The 24,878-nt window shown below is 44.9% G+C and carries 15 protein-coding genes; 6 read left to right on the plus strand and 9 right to left on the minus strand.

The genetic code is table 11. The features are described from left to right. Window positions 1-112 precede the first annotated feature (112 nt). Complete coding sequence (locus AC58U0_RS01975; protein ID WP_497377353.1) at window positions 113-883, minus strand: DeoR/GlpR family DNA-binding transcription regulator; 771 nt, start codon at window positions 881-883, stop codon at window positions 113-115. A gap of 145 nt (window positions 884-1,028) precedes the next feature. Next, a complete protein-coding gene (locus AC58U0_RS01980) occupies window positions 1,029-2,678 on the minus strand; it encodes a DUF4091 domain-containing protein (protein ID WP_497377354.1) in 1,650 nt (549 codons plus the stop codon). 291 nt (window positions 2,679-2,969) lie between these two features. Between AC58U0_RS01980 and AC58U0_RS01985 the strand changes: the two genes are divergently transcribed. The 4 genes from AC58U0_RS01985 (at window position 2,970) to AC58U0_RS02000 (ending at window position 7,010) form a co-directional block, all read left to right on the plus strand. After that, window positions 2,970-3,914: a metallophosphoesterase family protein gene (locus tag AC58U0_RS01985; RefSeq protein WP_497377356.1), complete on the plus strand. Its 945-nt coding sequence runs from the start codon at window positions 2,970-2,972 to the stop codon at window positions 3,912-3,914. Between the two features lie 27 nt (window positions 3,915-3,941). Then, window positions 3,942-4,793, plus strand: a complete 852-nt coding sequence (locus AC58U0_RS01990) for an EamA family transporter (RefSeq protein WP_057304122.1) — start codon at window positions 3,942-3,944, stop codon at window positions 4,791-4,793. A 140-nt stretch (window positions 4,794-4,933) separates the two neighbouring features. Then, the gene (locus AC58U0_RS01995; RefSeq protein WP_497377357.1) at window positions 4,934-5,521 is read left to right on the plus strand and encodes a TetR/AcrR family transcriptional regulator; all 588 of its coding nucleotides are present in this window, start codon (window positions 4,934-4,936) and stop codon (window positions 5,519-5,521) included. A 64-nt stretch (window positions 5,522-5,585) separates the two neighbouring features. After that, window positions 5,586-7,010, plus strand: a complete 1,425-nt coding sequence (locus tag AC58U0_RS02000) for an MFS transporter (protein ID WP_497377358.1) — start codon at window positions 5,586-5,588, stop codon at window positions 7,008-7,010. 314 nt (window positions 7,011-7,324) lie between these two features. Here AC58U0_RS02000 and AC58U0_RS02005 read toward each other — a convergent pair whose 3' ends face one another. Further along, window positions 7,325-12,607 (minus strand): OmpL47-type beta-barrel domain-containing protein, encoded by a 5,283-nt coding sequence (locus AC58U0_RS02005; protein WP_497377360.1) that lies wholly within the window; start codon window positions 12,605-12,607, stop codon window positions 7,325-7,327. A gap of 42 nt (window positions 12,608-12,649) precedes the next feature. After that, a complete protein-coding gene (locus tag AC58U0_RS02010; protein WP_497377362.1) occupies window positions 12,650-13,780 on the minus strand; it encodes a HupE/UreJ family protein in 1,131 nt (376 codons plus the stop codon). A 306-nt stretch (window positions 13,781-14,086) separates the two neighbouring features. Here AC58U0_RS02010 and AC58U0_RS02015 point away from each other — a divergent pair, with 306 nt between their 5' ends. Further along, window positions 14,087-16,351, plus strand: a complete 2,265-nt coding sequence (locus AC58U0_RS02015) for a helix-turn-helix transcriptional regulator (protein WP_497377363.1) — start codon at window positions 14,087-14,089, stop codon at window positions 16,349-16,351. A 42-nt stretch (window positions 16,352-16,393) separates the two neighbouring features. Here the strand turns inward: AC58U0_RS02015 and AC58U0_RS02020 are convergent, their stop codons facing one another. The 4 genes from AC58U0_RS02020 to AC58U0_RS02035 all read right to left on the minus strand — a co-directional run bounded on the left by AC58U0_RS02020 (window position 16,394) and on the right by AC58U0_RS02035 (window position 21,300). Then, the gene (locus tag AC58U0_RS02020) at window positions 16,394-17,788 is read right to left on the minus strand and encodes an ABC transporter substrate-binding protein (protein ID WP_497377364.1); all 1,395 of its coding nucleotides are present in this window, start codon (window positions 17,786-17,788) and stop codon (window positions 16,394-16,396) included. A gap of 461 nt (window positions 17,789-18,249) precedes the next feature. Next, window positions 18,250-19,410, minus strand: coding sequence for an SMP-30/gluconolactonase/LRE family protein (locus AC58U0_RS02025; protein ID WP_497377365.1), 1,161 nt, complete (start codon window positions 19,408-19,410; stop codon window positions 18,250-18,252). A 31-nt stretch (window positions 19,411-19,441) separates the two neighbouring features. Continuing rightward, complete coding sequence (locus AC58U0_RS02030; RefSeq protein WP_497377366.1) at window positions 19,442-20,452, minus strand: zinc-dependent alcohol dehydrogenase family protein; 1,011 nt, start codon at window positions 20,450-20,452, stop codon at window positions 19,442-19,444. Further along, window positions 20,449-21,300, minus strand: coding sequence for an SDR family NAD(P)-dependent oxidoreductase (locus AC58U0_RS02035; protein WP_497377368.1), 852 nt, complete (start codon window positions 21,298-21,300; stop codon window positions 20,449-20,451). Before AC58U0_RS02035 ends, AC58U0_RS02030 begins: the two co-directional genes overlap by 4 nt. A 275-nt stretch (window positions 21,301-21,575) precedes the next feature. Between AC58U0_RS02035 and AC58U0_RS02040 the strand changes: the two genes are divergently transcribed. Continuing rightward, complete coding sequence (locus AC58U0_RS02040; RefSeq protein WP_497377369.1) at window positions 21,576-22,238, plus strand: TetR/AcrR family transcriptional regulator; 663 nt, start codon at window positions 21,576-21,578, stop codon at window positions 22,236-22,238. A gap of 925 nt (window positions 22,239-23,163) precedes the next feature. On the opposite strand, the gene AC58U0_RS02045 is transcribed toward AC58U0_RS02040, so the two are convergent. Then, entirely contained in the window at window positions 23,164-24,855 is a 1,692-nt protein-coding gene (locus tag AC58U0_RS02045; protein ID WP_497377370.1) for a hypothetical protein, read from the minus strand. Window positions 24,856-24,878 lie beyond the last annotated feature (23 nt).

Genomic DNA, 24,878 nt, shown 5'->3' on the forward strand with positions numbered 1-24,878 from the left:
AATTGACGTCGCTTCTTTTTGTACCATCCTCATTTTTTGAGAATGCCCTTATTTGCAAAGAAAAAACCGCCCTTTCGCCGCTATGAGAGCCGGTTTGGTGGCGATTTTCCTATTAGTCGCTGATCAGCACTTCAATGCCAAGCGCCTCAATCTTATCGATCCATTCCTTCGAGCAGCCCGGATCGGTAATGAGCATCGAGATTTCCTCGAGCTTTGACACTTTGGCGAACGTAGACATACCGAATTTGGAATGATCTGCTACCAGAATAGATTCCTCGGCTCGCTGCATCATTTTTCGGGAAATGATGGCTTCAGCCAAATGAAAGTCAGTAATGCCGTCCGCGAGTGAGATGCCTCCAACGGAAATAAACGCTTTGTTCACTTTAAATTGATCCAGCATTTGATCTGTCAGGGAGCCTGTCGCGGCTTGATACTCGACGTTCATTTCCCCGCCTGCGAAGATAATTCTTCCCCGGAACGTTTCCATGGCCAGATTGAGAATCGGAACAGAATGGGTGATCAAGGTTACACTCGTACGATCCTTCAGGTAAGGCAAAATCTCAATCGTCGTCGTGCCGTTATCCAGCATGATCGTTTCGCCGTCTTGGACTAAAGAGGCAGCCAGCTTGCCGATCGCTGTTTTCTCTGACTTCATCATTTGGGTCCGCTTGAGAAAGGGAGGCTCAACAAGCTCCATGCGCATTTTGACAGCGCCTCCGTACACTTTGCGAAGCTTGCCTTCCTTCTCTAGCCGATCTAAGTCCCGCCGCACCGTTTCTGTCGAGACATTCAGCATCTCAGACAGGTGATGCACCTGCACTTTCCCTTCCATCTCCAAATGGTTCAGGATGGTCATCCTGCGGTCTTCGTATGTTAATGACATAATGGCCTCCTAAGGGTTTTCCGTAAGGAAAACTGGCATCGTAAGCATCAGCTATTGACCGATGATATCCACATGGTGATGTTTCCTGTTGTTTTCATCCAGTTTATAAGGTGGCGCTTACGATGTCAACGGATAGGCTTCATCCTTAAGCCAGCGATGCTATAAGTTGATTGATCTGCTCACGTTTCTTAATAATCCAGTCGGGCTCATGCGGATATTCGCTGAATGTTAATGGCACAGCAAGATCTTCTTCCATCATAGCAATCGTTTTCTCGCGGCCAATCAAACCTTCTAACCTTTCAAGCGCCCTCACATCTTGCAAAGCTTCATAAAATACAACCATTCGAATAGATTCGATAGGTCCCGTTTCTCCTGGATATACAAGAAAGGCATCTCCAGATGGAAAAGCTCGATCTGCATCCGTTTGGACGAATGGATTCACCATTTTACGCGCATATTGCGAATACCAGAAGTTATACCCCCAGTGTAAAAATCCTCGTATATTAAATTTATATAACTGGAATCCAATGATCCGATTTCTCTCCGAAGGAAAGGCAAAAAATCGATTTGATACTTTTTTGTACTGCGCACAGCAATAATAAGTCCAAAGGTTTTCCACGCCATGGCTAATAAATGAATCGATATGATTGTTGGCAACCACTGGTGTGTTCACAAGGCCGTGCGCGTAAAATTCATAGTCCGAAAGCGCATCGAACGTAGGATAGCCTTGAAGCAACTGGCTCAACCGAGCACTTGCTGCTCGATATGATTCCAAATTGTCCAAGGTCGGTTCGTCCGAAACGTGGAAAAATACGCGTTCCTGAATGCCCTGCTTTTTGATAAACCGATCCAACTCTGGTAAAAGCGCCTCTAGGAACCTACCATATTCTTCTCCAGATGCGTCTGTTTCCCAACCAAATATTCGCTTCAGCTGCCCCTTTTCCGCAGCCATGATTTTCGGTGCAAACTGTGCCCCCCATTGCGTAAATAAATGAGAAAACTCATAATATTCAACCCCGCAGCGTTCACCAAGTGCTATCCATCTCTCCAGTAAGCGAAAATCAAATCGGTACCCATTCTCATCATGCTCTACTTCTACCAACTGCACAGTAGTGCGCTCACCGCCAACTTCTGTATCCAATGGCGGGGTGAATAATGGCGTTAAAATCATATTGATCCCTTGTTTGACCGCAGTTTGAACATATTGCTCAATAAGTGTCCAATGCTCTTCGCTGAAGACATTCACATTGTAATGATTGGCCAAACAATCCGTATGAAACCATTCGGTTCGAATCAACCTTTGCTTGGGCAAAGAACCGCTTAGTACTTGTAAATCGATACGTTCTGAGCCCATCCGATTGCCATCAGCAGATAACAAAATCACATCAATTGGATACACACCCTCTGAATGTTGATTTTTGAGCTCCACCGTTATCCATAGAGAGCTCCAGCTCCCAGGTAAAGCGACCTCACCATTGATATCCAATGGCATCAACGGATCGGGATACAGCCCAGGTTGATCACTGATTACATCATCATCATGATCGCCATAGCATGCTAATTCACTTGGCACTAAACCAACTTTTCGCACCGTAATTGAATCGGAAAGTAGTGATTCGATTGTGACTCGTATCCCTTTGACAAGCTGCTCCGATCGATAGGCTACCTGAAAAGAGAAAATCTCATTGCTGAATGTTGTTGCTCGTTCAAGGAAATAACGGGAATCGAGTTCATGATGAGCAATTACTTTAGCCAAAGAATTCAAGCACCGTAACTCAACCTTTTTATCAGTCATTATGTAGTCTCCTCTTACTTACAATTAATATGTTGATTGATTATAAAGATACGGTTGTTACTCCCTACAGTATATCGGCATTTTTTGCCTAATCGCTCTTTTTTGTGAAAAAAACCGTCCCCACGATCCATACTCTCGGAAGCGATTTCATTCTTTCATTCACTCATTTTATTAACAAAATTCTTCATTGACAGTATAGCAAACCAGAGATACAATAGCCAACAAACAACAATATTTAATAAAGAAACAACATGATTACTACAAAAATACAACTTATAGGGGGACAATATCGTGCAGCATCAGCTTGCCTTTCGCGAAGATCGGACTTTTACGATTGCCCAGTTCACCGATTTACATTGGGAAAATGGTGGGGATGAGGATCAGCAAACACGTCGTCTAATGGAAGAAGTGCTAGACGCCGAGCATCCTGACCTTGTCGTATTTACAGGCGACGTCATTTATACAGGGGCATCCGGTGAACCTGTTTGCAAGCATCCGCACCAAGCGTTTCGCGATGCCGTTCACACGGCCGAATCTCGCGGTATTCCATGGGCAGTTGTGTTCGGAAACCACGATACAGAAACTACCATCACTAGAGAAGAGCTCATGCATACTGTGCTGGAGCATTCCCATACCGTTACCCAGCGAGGACCAGAAGAAATTAACGGTGTCGGCAACTATACGTTGTCCATTTCGGGCTCCGATGATCGGACTGCTGCCGCTTTGTACTTCTTTGATTCCGGGGATCGCTCTCCGCTGCCGCATATCCAAGGTTATGATTGGATTCGCAGCAATCAGATCGACTGGTACAGGGAGGAATCTCGTAAGCTCCAATCGAGCATAGGGGCGCAGGCATACCCAGCCTTGGCTTTCTTTCACATTCCGCTTCCGGAATATAAACAAGTTTGGGAGAATGAGACGTGCTATGGCAACAAGTTTGAGAATGTCTGCTGCTCCCCCGTTAACTCAGGACTATTTACAGCCATGGTAGAAATGGGCGATGTCATCGGAACCTTCTGCGGCCACGACCACGTCAACGATTATTGGGGCGAGCTTCACGGAGTACGTCTCTGTTACGGAAGAGCAACAGGCTACAATACCTATGGCAAAGACGGCTTCCCTCGCGGTGCCAGGATGATTCGACTCCGCGAAGGCGATCGTTCTTTCGAATCCTGGCTGCGACTGGCTGACGGAACGGTAATCAAGGATCAACCCGAACACAACCCCAACGTTTAACTTCTCTCAAGGTTTGGAGATGATCGCTTGTTTATCGTTTCAATTTTACTAGTCGTAGCTTCAGGTCTTACGCACGCGGTCTGGAGCTTGTTCACCAAAAGAAGCCAGAATAAAAGCGTCTTTCTATGGTCCATCATGATGGTAACCACAATCGGACTTCTTCCTTACTTAATCAGAGAGCTGTGGCTTACTCCCTTATCTCTAAAAGCCTACGGATTCTTACTTTTATCTGCATGTTTGCAAAGCGTCTACTCCCTGTTGTTGGCACGCACTTACAATATGGGCGACCTCTCCCAGGTGTATCCGATTATGCGAGGCACCAGCACGCTCTTCATTCCCATTGGCAGCGTCTTGTTCCTTCGTGAATCCTTATCAATTTATGGTTGGATAGGCCTGCTCTGCATGGTCTTTGGTTTCATTTGGCTTAGCGGTATTTTCACCCGTAATAAGGCCTCCGCCGGAACTGTTAAACCGTTCCTTATGGCCCTTAGTGTCGGCCTATGTACGACATGCTACGTTTTTGTTGATCGCATCAACCTTCAGCATGTCTCAGCTATCTCTTTATTGGAGGTTACGAATATCGGATTCATGGCTGCGCTAACGCCGATTGTACTCGCTTCTAAACAGCTTCGCGTCGAATGGAAGCTGAACGCCAAGATCATTTTACTGGGTGCGATCCTCAATCCCGGATCCTATTTGTTATTTTTGTTCGCCATGAAATATGCCCCTGTCGCCCATATCTCACCAATTCGTGAGATTGGCACTGTCTTTGCTACGATTCTGGGCATTGTTGTGCTCAAAGAAAAACAAGGCACACTGCGAATTATTTGCTCGATTCTTATCTTGATCGGCATACTGATCATTAGCTTTTTTGGCTAAACAGGAGGACCTTGCGGATAGAAGCGTAATTTTTTCAGAAAAAATTTTATAACAGGATATACATACATTGACTTTATTCCATATTCAGCCTATTATTATGTCAGTGGGTACTGACATTGTTGCGGAAGAGGGATAATAACATGGACAGCAGCAAGCTGGGAAGCAGTGATAGACTTCTCTTAGCGGCACTCAATTTGATCGCGGCTAAAGGCTACAATGGGGTAACCACCCTCGAAATTGCCACGGAAGCAGGTCTTAGTGAGAAAACCTTGTTTCGCCAATTCGGCAGTAAACAGAAGCTCCTCGAAGCCGCATTTGACCGTTATCATTATGCTGAAGAGATGAAGAAGCTGTTTAGTGAAAAGCTTGTGTGGGATCTGGAGGAGGATCTGCTCCTGGTTAGTAAAACCTATCATGAGATAATGAATCGTAATCGCAAATTGATCCAGATCAGCCTCAAAGAAGAAGGTCAACTGCCCGGATTCCGCGAGCGTACGCATAAGCATCCTCTGCAATTGCTGGAAATCTTAACGAATTATTTCATCACAATGTCCGAGAAAGGCAAAATGATTCCAACGAATCCAGAGATGCACGCCTTCTCCTTTATGATGATGAATTTCGGGGCGTTCATGAACGATCTCTATAGCCATAAGAACTACGCCACCATTTCATTGGAGCCATTTATTCAAGAGAGCGTAAAAATTTTTGCTAGGGCCTTACAACCCTAGTTTTTTAACAGTCCAAATGTCAGTCAGTACTGACAGTCAAATTTTAAAAAGGATGTGGTAACGTATGACTACCCAAACCCAAGAACCGCGGCAAGCCGGCGACAAATTAATGCGTATCTTGATGTTCACCCTGACGATATCCATGATGAGCGGCATCATGTTCAACATCGTTTTGCCCAAGATTAGTGAAGACTTCTCCCTTACGATTGCCCAAGTCAGCTGGCTCTCTTCTGCCTACATTCTGATCTATGCGATTGGCGCAGTCACATACGGGAAGCTAGCAGACCGCTATAAGCTAATAAATTTAGTAACCTTCGGACTCCTATTATTTACTGCCGGGTCTCTCATCGGGCTGACCTCACAAACATTCGGAATGGCGCTAGTCGGCAGATGTCTGCAAGCATCCGGTGCTGCGGTTATTCCGGCAATTGCGATGATCATACCCTTGCGTTATTTCGCTCCGGAACGCAGAGGTGCTGCTCTTGGCATGACCGCGGTAGGCTTGGCTTTCGGTAATGCACTCGGGCCTGTTGTCGCTGCTTTAATCGTAAGCACGTTACACTGGCGCTGGCTATTCGCTGTACCCTTGCTTATTTTGGCGACCCTCCCTTTTTACCGCAAGTATCTAGGAAATGAACAGCCTGGGACAACAGGGAAATTTGACTGGATTGGCGGGAGTCTGTTAGCCATCACAATAGCCTTATTCCTGCTGAGTGTTACGAAGGGAATCTGGCTTTTGTTAGGCGGCTTACTCGCTTTAGGCTTATTCATTGCTCGAATTTGCTCGACTGGGGAGCCCTTTATTGCACCAAAACTCTTTCGAAATCAAAAGTACACACTCGGACTGACCATTTCATTTCTCATCAACGGCACTTGCTGCTCGCTCTATGTACTCAGCCCTCTGCTATTAGCAAATATTCAGAAGTTGCCATCCGTCTGGATCGGCTTCGCAATGGTCCCTGCAGCCGTTGCTTCCGCCGTATTTGGACGTAGAGGTGGCAGACTCGCCGATCTAAAAGGCAACTCGTTTGTCGTTTATGTGGCTTCAAGCCTACTGCTGGCTTGTTTTATTTTACTCTCCACTTTTACCGGAGGATCCCCCCTGTTCATTGCTGTTTTTCTGATTCTTGGCAACGTCGGGCAATCTTTCATTGTCATTGCGATTTCCAATTCGGTTTCAAGAACCCTGCCTAAGGAACAAGTTGGCGTTGGGATGGGCATGCTGGCGATGGTCAACTTCATTTCGCAAGGAATTGCGATCGGCGTATACAGTAGAATCGTTGATCTTGGATCCCAAGGCATACCAAACTGGAACCCCTTTTACAGCTATTCATCTGGCTTTATTTTTAGCAATATCTGCTTAGTTATAGCCGTATTTCAACTGGTTATTCTTGCGATTTACTATTTCTCGTTTGGCAGAGAGAAGCGAAAGAAGGCTGTGGTCTTGAAGGAGTCTGAGGCAGTTGCTTTATCGAGTAGTTATAACTAAATGTAAAAAGGGTTATCCCTCAGACACTTCGTTCGACGCCTGTAGGATAACCCTAGTTATTAAACTCACCGCAAAATCAGATTCTACGGCGCTCATAAGAAACAAATATATTTTTCATTCCTCCTTACAGGTTAAGTGCAAAAATCCCCAAGCTCACATTCGGTGAACTTGGGGATTTTTTGCGCTTATTTTTCGCCGCTTGGTTATGTCTTCTTATACTGTCCATGCTGTTCTAGCAGTTCTTTCGTTTTCTTTGCTGCTTCTTTAGTGCTTCTTCTTCAGGTGATTTCTCACCTGCCAGCCCTCTTTACACATTACTTTTGTACTTTCACTATGGTCTGACCGATTACCAAAAATCCATTTACATAGCCTCGGAATTCAAGGTTTTCATTTGGTCCTGTCCAAGTAAAATCGGAGCGTTCGAACTTGAATTGTCCGTTCTTTGCTTGATTATAATAACCATTATTGCTTGATAATGCCTTAACGCCATTAAGATCAGCCGTATTAAGATCAAATCCTTCGCTTTTGAACCCTTCTGGTAAATTCACTCGAACGGTAAACACACCATTATTGCCTTTGATTACTGTTGGCGTTACTTCAATGGTGCCCGCAATGTAAACAACAAATTGTTTTTGAATCGTAGTACTTAATCCAGCAGCATTGCTTGCGTTTACTGTAATTGTATAGACTCCAGGCTTATCCAATTTGATTGTACTTTCATTAGCAATTGGTTTGCCTATAGATTCACCTGGTGCCTTAATTGTCATACTATCGGTAGCAATGCCCGACAAATTATCTCTAGTCGAATAACTTAATGTTAACATCGTGTTGAGCTTAAACTCACCATTCAAATTCATTGTGATGACTGGCGCCGTACGGTCGATCTTCACTTCTACCGTCTGAGCCTTCTCAGCGTTGCCGGCTTGGTCAACCGAGTAGAAGCTCACTTGGCTTACGCCTTCTTGACTCACCGTCACGCTTGAGCCTTCTACGTACTCTCCGCCGTTCACAGAGTACAGCGTCTTGGCTACGCCGCTTTGGCTATCCGTAGCTACCAGCGTCACGGTTGCATCGGACTTCGTCCAACCTTCTGTTACGGTCGCTTTAGTTACTGGTGCTGTCAAGTCGGCCGGACCGGCCTTGACCGTTGTGAATTTCCAAATATCCGACTGCTTCTTGCCTCCATAAGCGTCTGCTGCTACAGCAAACCATTGGTAACCTGTGTTCGGAGCAAGATTGCGCCAAACGACCGAGGCCTGCTGCCCGCTCTTCACATGATCAACGCTTCCGATCGTGTTTGCTGTATAGACGCTCACTCCGAAATAGTCCGTAGCAACACGTTTGGTTACCGGCTGCAAATCCAAATTAATTGAAAACTCGTCTTTACCCGGGAATTGCGCAGGATCATAGTAATTGTAGTCGTTCAAATACGGTGAGTAGGTCTTCATGTTGATTTTTCCATGCGTCATATCAAACTGCATAAGTCGGATATAACCAAGTCCACCTTCTGGAGCCCCTTGGTAGTCAGCAAGCATTTGATAGACATTACGATCGGGTAAGCCGTCTCCGTCATCATCAATCGGATCGACTTTCAATTCAGCATCGTGATAATGGCCAGAAAGGGCGGCAATTACGTTCTTATTTGGTTTGATGACCCGTTCGAAAACTTTGTCCGCCATCGGTGCGCGGTTATTGGAAACGAGCATAAATTCATGGAAATTCAGGATCGCTTTCCGGTTTGGATATTTTTTCAAAACCTCGTTAATCCAATCAATTTCTTTATCACCATACCCCCAACCCATGTAAACGACGATAAAATCGTTACCGTTCGAGGAGACCAGATCATAATGACCTCGATTGTTATCGTAGGATTCGCCGTACGTCGGCTGATTCTTAAAACGATCTTCTCCAAACCACTTGTCATAGTAACTGTAATCATTATTTTGATGACCTACGTCATGGTTACCAGCCAATACACCATAAGGGATCTGCGCGTTTTCCAAGACTTTCATATCTTTATCCGCTTCTATCCATTGGTACTCTTGGTCTGCATTATCCACGATGTCACCAGTGTGGATGACATATTTAATTTTATTGTCTTCCTTGTGATCGGCAATCCACTTAACGATATCTTGATAAATGTAAGGAAAGCTTTTCGAGTAATACTGTGTATCTGACATCCAAACAAATGAGAAATCGTAATCGGTAGCTGCTTGCGTATTATTCGTTTGAGTGACCGCAATTTCATCCTGCACCATCACTTGGATCTTATGATTGTTGGCAAAATCACCGGCAGTTACATGGGCTTGAAGCTCAAAATCCCCACTTCCCGCTACCGTAGTCTTCAGAGGACTCCATACCTGTTTACCGGGACTCCATGCGTACAAGGTGACTTTGCGGCCTTCCAATGACTTTCCTTTCCAGTTAATTTCTACGCTATCTGTGCCTTGGATTGACTCGTCCAAAGAAACCTCAAATCGCTGATACGGGAATTTCTCAACGGAATCATCTACGAGATAATTGCCATCAGGCGCACTGATTTTCTCGTAATCTTCTTTCGTAAAGGCCATTTCTCCCTCAGGCTTCTCCTGTTTAGGGGGCTCCGTGTCAGATGCATGGCGGTATCCCGTGAATTGCTCCTGCGTACCTGCATCATATTTAAATCCTTGCTTGAAGGATACGCTCAAATCGTCATCCATCGGATCCGTTACCTTCACACTTAATACGGCATTGCGATCCACATCGGTTGCTTCTTGACCCGGCGTAATTTGTTCCGGCATACCCGGAATTTCATTCGGTACCTGGAAATTGATCGTCACATTCGTGACATTCCCTACTTTATCAGTTGCCTTTACGCTAAATACATGCGCACCGCCTAGAAGCTCTGCAGATGATGTTGCCTTCGGTAAACTGACGGGTTGTTCATCCAGGGTAGCCTCTACTTTGTCTACTCCAGCCAGCGCATCGGATACCGCCGCATCCAACGTGAAGGCACCGCGATACATGATTCCTTCTTCAATAGAAGGCTGGATGACCGGAGCTGTGTTATCCACCGTCACATTGGAAGTAACTGTACCCACGTTGACATTGCTTAAGGAAACCTGATGAATGCCATCATTTATTAATGCCGTGTTCCAAGCATAGGCTTTGGATGCCAGCTGGCTATCCGGAATTACGAAGTTAAAATCAACTACTGGATTTTTTCCTGCGCTATCGCCCATTTTAATAACTTTGGCCGGATCGTTATGATTAACATCATAAATAATCGTGCCATCGTTGAACACGAGGCGCACATTTTTCACTTCGAAATCATCTTTATTCTCTTCGGCTCGATCGTCAAAGGGCGAAGCTTTCGAACCCGCTCTGATGGAAATCACATTGCTGCCTTGCTTCAATCGGTCAGCTTGAAAAGGAATCGACAGCGTAGTGTAGCTATTAATCGGGTCCTGGAAGATAGAGAGAATTTCCTGCCCCTGAGTGACTCCGTTTTTAAAATAGTAATTAACGCCCGTTACATCGAATGCGAAATAAGCATCATGTTCAACGGCGTGATAAGTTGATTGCGTTAACTCATTCCCATCAATTGCAAGCTTCAGGTCATCCGAGCTCAAGCCTTCACCCGTTCCCTTAATAACCTTAGTTTTCGCAACAATTTCTCCGTCTTTCAAATTAAGGCGTAAATTCGAGTGATCAGAGCCACCAACGATTGTTATCCTCTTAGTTCCCATAGTGACCTCATTCGTTCCATCGGAAACGACGAAGTAATAATCTAAGTAGGATCCTCCAATGAGTTCTGGAGAATAAACCTTATAGTGGTAGAATGTATCAGCAAAACTCTCTTTCAAATACTGCTTTGTATAATTGGACTGTTTGTCTGTTTTATAATAGAGTACTACCGTTTTCAATTCTTTATCATCTTTGGCTTCACCGATAATTTCGAGGTCTTTCGACTGCTCGATTTCTGTCTGGTTGGTGAGATCTGCCACAGTAGGATTCAGTGAATCGGGGATCGTATTCACAACCTGATTAGGCACTTGAATTTGATCCATTGTCCCAGGTGTTGCAGTAACAAGTGCCGAACTGTATTTAATCATCGTTTTACTTCCATCAGTTGGGTATTTATATAAAATCCCCTTGTTTGCCTTGGAATCGCCGGATACGTAATAGCCAGACGAAATTTCAATTCCTGTATTAGTAGCAATCACAAGGCCTCGGTTAGCGGCATTCGCCATACCATCACTGTGAACGCGTACAAGATTCGTACCTTCAATTAGATTGGTATTGTAGTTGGCATTGAAGTCAGCAACGGTAGCATTCGTATTCTGGTTGTTGATGATCCAGAAGACAAGTGTGCCTTTCGAAGGAATGATAACGTCTTCCTTGTCTGCAGGCCAGATAACATCCGCACTCGGTCCTGAATCCGTGTAGCGGTAGACCATTTTATAGTCCTTAAAATTTACTGGTTGATTCGTATTGTTATAAATTTCAATAAATTCATATCCGTCCGCGGAGCCAACATTCGTAGAATCAGGTACAACTTCCGTAACTAGAAGCGGAGGTACCTTTGAATAGTCTGAATTATCGATGGCGACATCCACATTGTAGACGTTCGTTTTCACCGTATTAAAACCATCATTGGCCTGGACGTAATACTTCAAGAGGCTCTCGCTCAGCTTTGACTTAGGGATCGCAGCTTGATAATGATTGTTGCCTGTTGCCATCATATCTACGGACTCATAACTGGTCTGAGTTCCCGTTTGATAATAAACAGCAGCAGTAACCGTTTCTTCCTGCTCTGTATTGGCGATCTGTGCTTGAACGATAAGATCATTTTTTTGATCCGCCTGGGTAACTGGCATGTGGTCGATGACCGGAGACTGAGAAAAGTTCAACGGTACGGACGGAACCTGAATGGAATCTACGACTCCTGGGGTAGCAGCTGCCGGAATCGGATCCGTTCCTGAGCCGTACATGACCATATTTTTCGTTCCATCTGTGGGAAATTTATAAAAAATACCTTTATCGGGTAATGTTTGATTATCATTTTGATAAGATGCAATCGAGATATCAGTGCCGGATTTGTCTTGAATGACAAGGTCTCTTGGTTTATCGGCAGCAGGACCATTAACCATTCCGCCTCCGCCGTCAACACGGAAAAGATTACCATTCTCATTCAGATTCGTGTGGTAGTTATTGTTGAAGTCCGCTTCACTCAGGTTCTTATTGGCACTGTTCATAACCCATAATACGATTGAAGATTGGGAGGGTATCGGAATACTTCCGTTTTGGTTGCCGTTGTTATAAGCGGGCCAAGCCGCTACAGTTCCTGGATAACGGTATACCAGATTATAGTCTTTAAAGTCCATTGATTTGTTCGTATTGTTGTACACCTCAATAAATTCATAAGCATCTGCCCCGCTGACATTTGCAGAATCCGGAACAAGCTCCGTAATCAACAGCTTTGGTACCTTCGAATAGTCTACAGTGGTGACGACTGTGCCGTTGTCCACAGCATTAGCTATAGGTGTCAGCATGCTGAACAGCATCCCTAATACGGTTACACCTGAAATCAATCGTTTTAATCTTTTCTTAACCAACTTTTTAACGCCCTCTCGTCATCATATAGTAAATATATTTATTTATTGGGTGAGGATTCGTTCAATCAACCAGATCAGCCCAAATACACCGACGATCCCTGAAGCATATAAATTCCAATTAATTTTCAATGGAATGCGGCGGATCAATAGGAGCACCGGAATTAATACCGCCACAACGACAAGCTGTCCAATTTCTACGCCTAGGTTGAAAGAAAATAAAGGCAGCGCCATTTGTCCAGATAGGGTTCCTCTCAGAACCTCTGCAAATCCGAAACCATGCACAAGTCCGAACAACATCGTGACGACCATACGCCCACTTTCCTTCTTCCTCCAAATATTCTCAACCGCAATATATAGAATGCTAAGTGCAATCAACGGTTCAACGATTTTGGGAGAAAGGTACATAAGTTCTAGAGAAGACAAGATGAGCGTTATACAATGGCCAACTGTAAATGCGGAAATCAACCTAACAATTTTCCAAACTTTTTGTTCCGCTGCCAGCAGCAGTCCGAATACAAACAGCATGTGATCGAGCCCCGACCAGATGTGCTCCATCCCCATGAGGATATATTCCTGCAGTGTATTCAACCAGGAGGTCTCACCCCCAGACGTCGCCGCTTTTCCGAGATCTCCTCCAGCTGACCCTGGCCCTAGAATCTGGACAATATAATTTTGACTTCCCAATACCTGTTCGATTGTTTGACCTCCGACATGAATGGTTGCATAATTACGGTGATCTTTGTCGAGCCCGTTATACCAAAAGAAGTTATATTGAGCGAGGTATCGCTTCACAGGAGAAACAAATTTATAGTGAATATCGATGCCTATCATATCCAAGCTGGCTCGTTTCTCATGCTTAGCGCTAACAACGACCCCTGTTCCAACTTTACCATCTCCCGTAACAATTAAACCGTCGCTGACAAGCTTCGTTAGTAGATCGAGCGAATTAGACAATTGTTTATCGCTTATTTTGTCTGCTCCATCCCCTTTATTAGGAAATAACTGAAGAAGGTCATGTTCCGAAAAAGAAAGGTGGTATTGCATCGTATCTGAACCCACCTTGATATCGGAGTATCCGGTTGAGGAAAAATGGGCCCATACCGACCCGGCTAAGGTCATGCAAACAATAACTGCCACAGCTAATGCAAAGAAGCTTTTTCTAATGTTCAACATTCCTTTTCCCCTCATCATTCATTTGCAATTGCCCATTTTTAACCGCTAGTCTGCACCTCCTTTTCATGGGCTTCGTTCCTACTTGCCCATCATAATGGGAACCCGTTCAGGTTGCCTATCTACACCTTTTCATGTCTTTTACGATTGTTATGATTCGTCTGTTAAGCTTGTGTGAAGCCATAAAAAAGTAAAAACTGTTTATCTTCCAAAAAAAAGCCCATACCTTAAATCGAATTTTTAGACTACAATAAACGTGTAGCTCGCCGGAAACAAAATACCGTAACGACTAGAGGGAGCCTGCGACTTATGAACGTTCTGTCCACTCGGAGATCGCTGTTTCGAAGAATATTTGCAAGCTTTATTATCCTGATACTTATTTTCGCTTTCTTCAATCTTCTCATATTCTGGCTAGTGAAAAGCCACCTGCGCAGTGAGATGATTGGCCAAAATCGTCTCATGCTGCAGCAAGTGGCTGAGCGTTACCAGTTTCAACTTGATAAAGTAAAAGAGGTCTTATTTAAAGAATTTACTGATAAAAATGTCATTGCATTTAACAGCCAAGTGATTTTAAAGAAGGATACCGCGACACTTAACAGCCGTCCCATTGTACAGGATATCCAAAGCATTGTGAGTGATTCCGAACTTTATTTAGATAATATGATCCTGCTGTTTCGATCCACGGATCTTACAATAAATAAAGAGGGTTCTGGAACCAAAGAAGACTTGTTTACTGACCTCTATGCCAGCGACTTATATCCGCTTTCTTATTGGCAAACACAGTTTCAGCGAACAAGCAATTTTGTTCTTCATCCGGCAGCATTCTTTGGAAGCCAGCCAGTCAATTCTAAAGCAAAAACGTTGATTCCATATTCTATTAAACCTTTACAGACCGACAATATGCTGGTTGCTATGATAGATGCAGATCGTTTGCGAGACTCGATTCTAAAAGAACAACCCAATCTGCAGCTAGCCATTCTAGGACCGAACCGTGATGTCATTTATCAAACAGCTGATAATTCGTCTGAGCTCCCGGAGCAGTTATTGTCGACCAATTCGACTGAAAATATGGAAAGGGACTATCTCGTTAAAGACGGAATTTATTATATTGACTATCAAAATGACAGCGGCCTGCATTACATCTTGAAGGTTTCGAATCCAGACTTTGCAGCAAAGATCCTTCGGTTAGACACTATTATGATTGTTCTTCTGGCCGCTTCTCTATTAATCGCTTTCGTTGTCTCTATATTTTTCAGCAAACAAATTAACAAGCCTTTTCGGCAGCTGCTTGCATCATTCTCTACCCCCAATGAAACGGAGACGCCTCACAGCCAAATCCGTGAATTTGATCTCATCGGACATAAAATTCAGACATTACTGAAAGAAAAAGAAGAGATTCAGCAAGAACTGCAGCAGCAGCAATCCGTGTTAACAAGTTATCAATACATCAATAAACTGAAAAACATCAATCATGAATTAAACGAATGGCACAGCATTCATGCAACCGAGGAAACCTTCAACATCATTCTCTATGAGCTTCGCTTCCGCTCAGCCTCTTTTGTCGATATGCCAGTAAACCGGGAACAAGCTTCGCAGGCGATCGGTGAGCATCTGAAGTTAGTTACGAATGAGCGTTTTCCCCATTCTGCTACGTTTCAAATGGAACCTCATCAATTTCTATCTGTCATCCCCGGCAACGAACGCGAGTCCATCGTAGCCATGCTGGAAGAACTCAAGCAGTTTCTGGATCGAGACCGACGCTATTGCTTAGTAACAGCCGCCGTTAGCTCGTGGTTCGGACATTCCGTTCAATTCGGACATGCCTACCGGCAGGTAAAAGAGATGGCTATGCAGGCCAGACTTCTTGAAGAGACCCAGATCGTCACCGAATATCGGTCGGAGCGTTCTATCTACGTACTGACATTAACGCAGGAACAGGAGCTAACCACGGTCTTGAAGACGGGAAAAGAACTAGAGGCACTGCACCTCTTCCTACCATGGCTGGAGAAGCTCGAAGAAAAGGAAGCATCCGTGCAGATGTTCAAACATTTGGCTTTTGCTGTAACGGATAAAGCGCAAAAGATCCTTGAACACTATAAAGTGGAATCTAGTATCACATGGCAGCTTAAACCAATTATGCTTCAGCTTGAAGAGTGCTGCACATTAGAAGAGTACAAGGTAACGTTTCAAGCCTATTTCCGTGCAGTCACCAAATTCATTCGTGATAAAAAAGAAGCAGACGACCCCATTATCGATCATGTTCTTAACGTTGTTCAAGGGCATTATGCAGAGGATCTTTCGCTAGATGCGCTTGCTGATCAATTGAACATAAGCACATCCTACTTATCTACTTATATTAAAGAAAAAACCGGAGCCAATTTCATGGAGCATTTGCATGACACACGTGTGAGAAATGCTCAGGATTTGCTGCTCAGTACCGATTTGAACATACAGGAAATTGGCATTCAGGTCGGATACCGAAACATCTCTTCGTTCAACCGGATGTTTAAAAACCGCACCGGTTCTTCCCCAGGGGAATACCGAAGAACGAACCTTGTGGATAGAATCTCATGAAAGTAAAAACGAAAGCCAGGGAAATTCCCCGGCTTTCGTTTTTTATTTCAAGGAATTGTTATATTCTTCGATCTTACGATTGATTTCTAAGGCTGCTGCATCGAGTGCGCTCTGCGGCGATTGTTGGCCACTAAGCACCTGGTCGATGGCATTATCAGTGATTTGCCTCGCATCAGGATATACACCCAAGACGCCTCCTTGCGTCGCCTTATTCAACTTTGAAGCATTCAGCTGATCAATTGCCGTCTTGAACTGAGGAAATTTCTTCATATTTTCCTTCACAATCTCTTGATCATATGCTTTCTTCGTAATCGGGAAGTAGCCTGTATTCACGTGGAAGAATGCCTGCTGTTCCGGCTCAGATAGATACTTGATGAATTCCCAAGCAGCCCTTTGTTCGGACTCACTCTTGTTGTTCATAATCCAATTGCTAGCTCCTCCTACTACAACGCCGCCCTCTTGCACATTGGCTGGTTTGGGGAAAAAGCCCGTCCCGACTTCGAACTTGCCGTCAACCGAATCCAGCATATTACGCAGTGCTGCCGCTGTGTCGAAGATCATCGCGACCTTTCCGTCGGCAAACGCTTTTTTCGGATCGTCGCTTTTGCGTTCAGAGTAGCGTGCAACCTTACTGTCAACGAGTCCCTTCCACCAAGTAAGGGCTCTGACACCCTCCTCGTTATTCACCTTCCAAGCGGTAGCTAGAGCATCGCGACCGTTGCCATTATTCAGTAGTTCAGCACCTTGATTAGCAATAAACTGCTCCATATACCAGCTGTGTGTAGCAAAGTGGGCACCCCATAGGCCGTCCTTTGTTAGCTTTTTGGCGGCTTGTGCGAGTTCTTCATAAAAAACTGGCGGTTTTTCGGGATCAAGCCCCGCAGCCTTGAACAAGTCTTTGTTATAATAAAGAATCGGGTTCGATGTATTAAAAGGCATAGAATACTGAATATTTTCTACTACATAGTAGTTGAGAATGGCCTCATCAAGTAAAGAAGTGTCGTATTTATCTTGACTGATAAAATTCTGAACAGGTGTAATAGCTTTGGAATCAATCATAAATCGGGTGCCGATGTCGTACACTTGGATCATCGTTGGTCCAATTTTCGAGTCCATCGATGCTTTCAACTTTGTTAAGGTATCGTAATAAGAGCCCTGAAACACCGCTTCCACCTGAAAATCCTTATGCGACGCGTTGAAGTCGTTAACGAGTCTGTCCACTACTTCTCCGTTATCACCACTCATTGAATGCCACCAGACGACTTTCTTAAGCTCCTTGGGTGGTAATTCTTCTTGCTGATTTCCCGCTAATCTATCAGATGCTTCAACAGCCGCTTGATCCACCAACGTATTGGAGAAAATGCCAAATATGCCTAACAATAGCATTATACAAACAATATATGCAGGTATTGAAATCTTCCGTTTGAATTCATTCATCTTTTACCTCCTATAACTCTTTTAATTATAGGATTTTTATGTTTGGGCATGATCAGAAGATTGTTAAGAAAGTGTAAAATGTCGATTGATAAATTATGGGCATAGCCATATGCTAGAGCGCTAAGCAATAACTGGAAGGTTATCTTTGAAAAAATTGAAATGTACTTAAATGAGAAAACCGTTGATTATCAAATAGAACAGCCTTAAATTAAACAGCAAACAAAAAGGCGGTCTTAATAAGCATGAGGAAAATCCTATTAACCATTTTCTTTATATTCACATATTTTCTGTTGTTCACCGGTTTTAAGTGGACGTATACTTTCCTTTTCGATGGAGGGATATCGCCTTTTATTAATGTATTGCTGATTATTTTTATGGTAGCCTTATTTCTGCCATCCCTATTAATCACTAAATTTGTAGCTAAGTATATAAAATGATTCGTTCCCTCCCGGATTCCAACATTATTTTGTTAAAAGCACGCGATGAACGCCTTTACTGCCTCCAGGTGCCGTTCCTATATATAAATATCCGTTATGGTTTGCAGCCGTAGTTACGCCATTCAGCGAACCTTCCGGATCATGCCAGCTTCCGATAAGTTCTCCCTGTGGACCAAACTCCGCAGCAAGCCCATGCTTGGCTGGTGCGCTTGCGCCGCTAAGCAGCGACTCTGGTACTTTGGCCATGATGCCAGCCAACCACGGGCTGCGATGCATCTGATCTGCAAAAGAAAGGCGAGTCGTAAAGATCCCGACCCAGAAATGACCCTGTTCATCACGCGTAATGTTATCTGGAAAGCCTGCGAGATTGTCCGCAAAAATATCAGATGTCCCTTTCTTTGGACCCTTGAGCCAGTATCTGGTCAACTGATAATGATACGATTCTGCCACAAGCACGAAATCTTCATCCGCAGACAAGGCAACCCCGTTCGCAAAATAGAGGCCTTCTAACAGGACGGTCGTCTGTTTGGTCATTGGATCGTACTTCAGCAAGCGTCCATGCGGCTTGTTCTCGGCAATTTCTCTGAATGTCACACGTCCATAGTTCGAGGTATCCGAAAAATAAATGGAGCCGTCCCGGGCAATATCAAGCTCGTTAGCTAAATAGATCGGCTTGCCGTCTACTTGATTGGCCAATACCTCTATGCTCCCCGATGAGTTAATAGACAGCAGTCCCTTCTTGATATCCGTAACGATCAAATTACCATTTGCATCGAATTTAAGCCCATTAGGCGTTCCTTTGGTGTCTGCAAACACTTGGGCCTTTTGCGGATTGCCCTCTGCATCGAAAGGAACCTTGTAAATTTTCCCGTCCGAATCCCCTGTATATAGCTGGCCATCTTTATCGAATGTTATGAATTCCGGAAATTGTGGGGCATCTGTGACTAGCTGAGCAGCGCTAAGTTTGTTGTTCTGTTTCCAAGGACCCGCTTCCTGAAAAGAGGGAGCCGTCGGTGCCAGCCATTTTACCGGTTCGATAGGTGAAGGAACTAGTAAGAAAATAATGACTCCAAGAAGGAGCACCGCAAGCAGCGATAACCCCGCTCTGCGCATTTTACGTGATGAGCGTTTTGGACGATTCACACCTTCAGTAGATTTAACGGAACGAATTTGAGCATTTGGCATTAGAGTGCCTCCTATGTCTTTTAAGTGAGATTTAAATTTGGACTACGATTTTTCCGAAATATTGTTTTCCTTCAGCCAAGAGCGCGAATGCTTCTCCAATTCGATCTAGAGGGAATGCACGGTCGACGACGGGATGCAAACGATGATGGGCAATCGCACGATTCATATTTTCAAAGTGATTCCGGTTGCCTACTTGACTGCCGCGAACCGTTGCGGCTTTCTGCAAGATGCCCGTGACATCATATTCTGGAATGGTCAAGCCCGATAAGAACCCGACCATACTCAAGGTTCCTCCAATGCGAAGCGCATTTATGGATTTAACCATCGTTGCCGCTCCTCCAACATCCAGAACATGATCCACGCCGCCAGTCAGTTCTAACACTGCTTTATCCCAATCGGGAACTTCCGAATAGTTGATCGTTTGCCATGCACCGAGAGCTTTTGCTCGTTCTAGCTTGTCGTTGCTGCTCGATGTGATGATCGCTCGTGCTCCAGCCATAAGAGCGAATTGAAGCCCGAAGATAGAAACCCCGCCTGTTCCTTGCAGCAGCACGGTATCCCCCGCTTGCAAACCACCGTATTCGATTAGCATGCTCCATGCGGTTAATGCCGCGATCGGCAAGGTGGCAGCCTCCTCCCAAGTGAGGTGATCGGGAATATGTACGATTCCGTCTTCATGTAGAACGACATACTCCGCCGCTACTCCGTTCAACGGACCCCCTAGACTGTCTCTTAATACTTCTGCTCTTGGATTACCGGCCATGAATCGCTGTTGCAAATTACCCGCTACTCGATTTCCGACCTGAAACCTCGTTACTCCTTGGCCAATGGCTACAATCTCTCCCGCTCCGTCTGATAATGGAATGAAGGGAAATTTGATTTCAATTGGCATTAATCCGCTGAGGATCACTAGATCCCGGTAATTCAGAGAAGCTGCCCTCATGCGGATCAGCACCTCATAGGGGCCTGGTGTTGGAATCTCGAGCTCCGTTATGGTTAATTCCTCAAAGCCGAAGCCGTTTGTCAGTTGTATAGCTTTCATCGAATTGTCCTCCCTGCAAGATCAGATTGATTACCTGTATTCTTATAATTATTAGTATTGCCGGATCCTCCGCGTGGACGAAGCATGCCTCCAACAAGTCGAAGACCTTGCTTGCGTGTTATGAATCGCGATAACTGCGCCCCGATATAATTCTGCACACCCGGAACGACATATATTTTCCCTTCCTTCAACGCACGAAGAGCAACCTCTACGACTCTTTCCGGCGTATCTTTCTTTCCGACAGAGGCTTCTTCTGTTCCTACAACATTAAAGAAGCTGGTGTCCGTCGAACCGGGACAAAGTGCGAAGAATTTGATACCTCGGTCGCGGTTTTCCCACCATAACGCTTGAGTAAACGATAAGACGAAAGCTTTCGTCGCCCCATATACGGCCATATAGGGAAGCGGCTGAAATCCAGCAGTTGAAGCCACATTGATAACTGCGCCTGAATTTTTGCGCAACATGTCCGGCAAGAACAAGTGGGTCATATCTACAACAGCGGCGACATTGAGCATCACTTCTTCATGTTGACGCTCACCTGACACTTGTTCAAACAAACCATGTGTAGCAAATCCTGCATTGTTAATCAGTAGTTCGATATCCACATTCAAAAGTTGGCATTGCCGATATAACTCGCTGGGCGCGCCCTCTTTCGCAAGATCCATTGAGATAACCTCAGCTTTGATGCCATACTTCTTTCTAAGCTCTTCTGCCAGGCTCTCAAGCTTATTCGTTGATCGAGCCACGAGTACCAAGTGGCTGCCTTGTTTAGCTAGTTGTCTCGCGAATTGTTCTCCAATCCCGGAAGAAGCTCCAGTGACAAGCGTCCATTTTCCTTGAATCTTCATAGTGTTAGTCTCCTTTTAGATACAACGTTTTAGTAAAGAAACAGTGTTACCAATTACTTAGAAGTAATCGCCGATTCCGAAGAAAAATAAGAATCTTCATTTTCGGTAACAGTGTTTCTGAATAAATTCATTGTAACCACCCATTTTTAAAAAGTCAATATGATCTTTGAATATCCAACGTCACATTGACAACTACTCAACAACTATATAAAATCTCTGGTATGAGTCGGAAACCTTGTTTCCTGACGAAAACACGATAACCGAAGGTGAAGATGATGAGCGATGACCAAGATACTTCTTCCACTGCGAACACACGATTGTTGAAAACCTACCAAGAAGCTCGTTTGCAAAATACTGAAAATCTGCGTAAGCTCGTTGTTGATGCTGCGGCAGCACTCTTGCAAGAAGAGGGACCAGAAGCCGTTACTGTGCGAAAAGTAGCACAGAAAATGGACTGCTCAACAAAAATCATTTATAGCTTGTTTGTCAATAAAGAGGGCTTGGCTCAGCAGTTGTATCTAGAAGGGTGTAAGCTTCTCGCTTATGAATTCGAGGCGACGCCGCAAACTGCTAATCCAGTACAGTATTTTCTAAATTTATGCGAAACCTATTGGCAATTCGGGCAGCGTTACTCCGGCTATTATAAGCTGATGTTCGGAGGAGCCTTTGGAAATTTCAAACCTGACGAGGAAAGCATGCATGGCACCGTAACAGCCATGCGGCAATTATTAACCGTGATTAACCATGCACAAGAGCACGGACTGATTCCCGGCCAGTATGATACGGAATCGGTTGTACGTATAGTCTGGGCCTCGCTCCATGGCGTTATTCATCTTTACATGGGTGGACACTTGGGAGATGTACAATCGGCTCATGCCGTATACAAGCAAACGTTGTCAATGATAGTCAGCTCGTTGTTGCCAAATCAAAGCACCTAATACGGGATCCTGATCCGGTTGACAAGTCTCACACACTACACAAAAAATTTGGGATGATTGTGTGTCGTTATGGTAGATATAAAGCCATGCTTCTCTACAAACGTCAAATAGCCCCCCCCAACTTGTTGAAAAGATGGAGGGGCTTTTTGACGTTTACACAGTTCTATTATGTATTAGAGGTTAATTTATAAACAAAGATAGCACTCTCTTTATTTTTTATATTGTCCACCGCAAGCGGCAGTCCACGAGGGCTGAACTCCTGACGCATCGCTGCCAGTGATGCGCGCTCCCGCAATGGTTAGTTACACTGCCCTTTATCCCGTCTTTCTGTATTTTCCTCGAATATATCCTTCGCAACTTGAATCACAGAGGCGGCGCGCGGCCATCCGGCGTAAAATGCAAGGTGGGTCAACGCTTCGATCAGTTTTCGGTCAGACCGTTCTCTTTTCACTTCGTTGGTGGAAATACTTGCTTATATTACCTGCGGTTATCAAAGCAATATTCTCATTACACCGAAACTCCTTTTCTATATACGGTGAGTCAAAATTTCGGCTATTCCCGGGTTCGTTCAGCAAATTCCTTCCGTAGGAGCCGTTCTTGATTCCACAACATTACCCCCGAATGTCGTGAAAATACACGTCGAACTGAAGGATTCATCCATCCCGGTCGGCCTGTTGCAATTACGCAACACGGAATATACCTCATCATCCAAAAATCTTTTAATGCAATATGTTAAAGAGGAACTGCGGCGAATCTAAGCGTATTGATCTTAAGCTTTTGGAAAATTCCGGGTTTCTACAGAGACTCCACCAAACACAAAAAAACACGCCTCACTGGGCGTGTTTTTTTTGTGAATCCTTTGAGCCTAACGAACCATCCATATTACGAACTCCTCCTATGTCCTATAGGAGAGAGTACATTCGTACTACTCAGCCCCGCTGCCCGCAGATGCCGCTTCTCTCATAGCCGACAGTGCTTCATCTAGTGAATCAACGCCACTGCTTGCCCCGCTACGCGCAGTACTGGCCATTTCCGCGCTATACGCCCACCAACGCACACGTACATTCCCTGGCTCAGAAGCTTGCTGTACCTTCACACCAATACGGAATGTGCCTTTTTGTGGATAGGCTATTGTGCCAATCTTCACTTCGGGCGCATCAGGTTCAAACTCGCTGCCCTTGAACACATCCGAGGCTCCGCCGTATACGCGGTCCCCGCTGGATAGCATTTCAGAGAAAGCTTCACCGCTGCTCTCTTCCAAGCTAGTGATGATCAGCACGTTGCCCTCGCCGAGTCCGTGCGCGATTTCGCCGGAGAAGAAGCTTTTGGTCGCTCTTCCGAATGGGGACACAGCAATCTTCGTAAAAGGCTCGATCGGAATGTCCACAACACCGCTCAGCATCCCCGCAATGCCGCTGCCGCCGCCTGCTGGAATGCTTAAATCGAATGAAAGCTCGCTAATCGCTTTATTGAAGTTAACCTTGAATTCCGGAGGCTGTCCTGGCGCCAAGGTTTTCACTTTGGACTTCGTTACGAACTGACCGGAGGTTTCTTCGCGGTACTCGTTCGCTTTGCCAAGCCTGTACATGACCGAAGAATTGTACACGTATTCGCCAAATGGTACTTGCTCGACACTTTCAATAACATAGGTTGGTCCCACCTGGACAAGGCATATTTTAGCCAAATAAATACAAGGCTCGGACGGAGCTTCTAAAGAAGTCTCCAAAGATTGTTTCACGAAGTCCGACATCAACCGCTCCCGCACGGATTCGCCAATAATCTGCACTTCGCCAACAGCTTGAGTCTGCAGCTCCAACTGCCTGTCATCCAACTTCAAAACGGCCGTATTCACCTGAACGCCAATCGTGCCCTTCACGGAAGCCGTACTATCCGCTCGCAAAAGCACCTTCATTTCATACTCGCTCTCTTGCCCATCCTGCGGCTCTTGGAACACAATCGTTGTTCCTTCAATAGCCTCTACGCGTTCAGCAGCCAGCTCATATTGAAAAGATAGTCTGCCGGCCTTAAGAGTCTTCTCGAAGCGCAGCTTCATTTCGAAGAGTTGACCCGGATTTACATAACGAGGTGTTGTCTGAAGCACGCGAACGTGAGTATCTTGATAAAGTACGACCGTCTGATCGGACAAATTTGCCAAAGGCAGTGAGGCTGGATCTGGCGCATCTTCCCGGATAAACAAGCGGTAGCTTTCCAAAACGCGATTATAGTCATTAATTTCGTCGGAACGAATAGAAGAATTAGCGACCGCGTGAACGGGTTCTTTTTCTTTTTCGTCATAGGCAATACATAGGTATACGTTCTTGGCATACTGATTATTGCTGAAACCGTCCATCATCGATAGCTTCAATGTCATCGGAGAAGGCACGACAATTTCCCGGCCAAGCGCGTCAATCGCAGCTCCCATCTCTACAGAAACTGACTTTTCATCGACCGCGACAACCTGCAGACCTGTAAGTACACCCGAACCATGCAGCAAACGGTTCATCATTCTGCGCTTATCGTTGAAATACTTTTGCTCAGACTCGAAATCCCTTACTGTCAGCAGCTTTCCATAGAAATACCGATTGCGCTCAAACGGGTAATAGCGTGTTTTTTTCATAAGTATCCCCTCACCTTCCAAGG

The organism is Paenibacillus sp. J31P190 (genome assembly GCF_059692075.1).

Bases quoted from the DNA above. Each gene is read 5' to 3' on its own strand.
- AC58U0_RS01975 (WP_497377353.1), bottom strand. From the start codon at position 883: ATGTCATTAACATACGAAGACCGCAGGATGACCATCCTGAACCATTTG.
- AC58U0_RS01980 (WP_497377354.1), bottom strand. From the start codon at position 2,678: ATGACTGATAAAAAGGTTGAGTTACGGTGCTTGAATTCTTTGGCTAAA.
- AC58U0_RS01995 (WP_497377357.1), top strand. From the start codon at position 4,934: ATGGACAGCAGCAAGCTGGGAAGCAGTGATAGACTTCTCTTAGCGGCA.
- AC58U0_RS02000 (WP_497377358.1), top strand. From the start codon at position 5,586: ATGACTACCCAAACCCAAGAACCGCGGCAAGCCGGCGACAAATTAATG.
- AC58U0_RS02010 (WP_497377362.1), bottom strand. From the start codon at position 13,780: ATGTTGAACATTAGAAAAAGCTTCTTTGCATTAGCTGTGGCAGTTATT.
- AC58U0_RS02015 (WP_497377363.1), top strand. From the start codon at position 14,087: ATGAACGTTCTGTCCACTCGGAGATCGCTGTTTCGAAGAATATTTGCA.
- AC58U0_RS02020 (WP_497377364.1), bottom strand. From the start codon at position 17,788: ATGAATGAATTCAAACGGAAGATTTCAATACCTGCATATATTGTTTGT.
- AC58U0_RS02025 (WP_497377365.1), bottom strand. From the start codon at position 19,410: ATGCCAAATGCTCAAATTCGTTCCGTTAAATCTACTGAAGGTGTGAAT.
- AC58U0_RS02030 (WP_497377366.1), bottom strand. From the start codon at position 20,452: ATGAAAGCTATACAACTGACAAACGGCTTCGGCTTTGAGGAATTAACC.
- AC58U0_RS02035 (WP_497377368.1), bottom strand. From the start codon at position 21,300: ATGAAGATTCAAGGAAAATGGACGCTTGTCACTGGAGCTTCTTCCGGG.
- AC58U0_RS02040 (WP_497377369.1), top strand. From the start codon at position 21,576: ATGAGCGATGACCAAGATACTTCTTCCACTGCGAACACACGATTGTTG.
- AC58U0_RS02045 (WP_497377370.1), bottom strand. From the start codon at position 24,855: ATGAAAAAAACACGCTATTACCCGTTTGAGCGCAATCGGTATTTCTAT.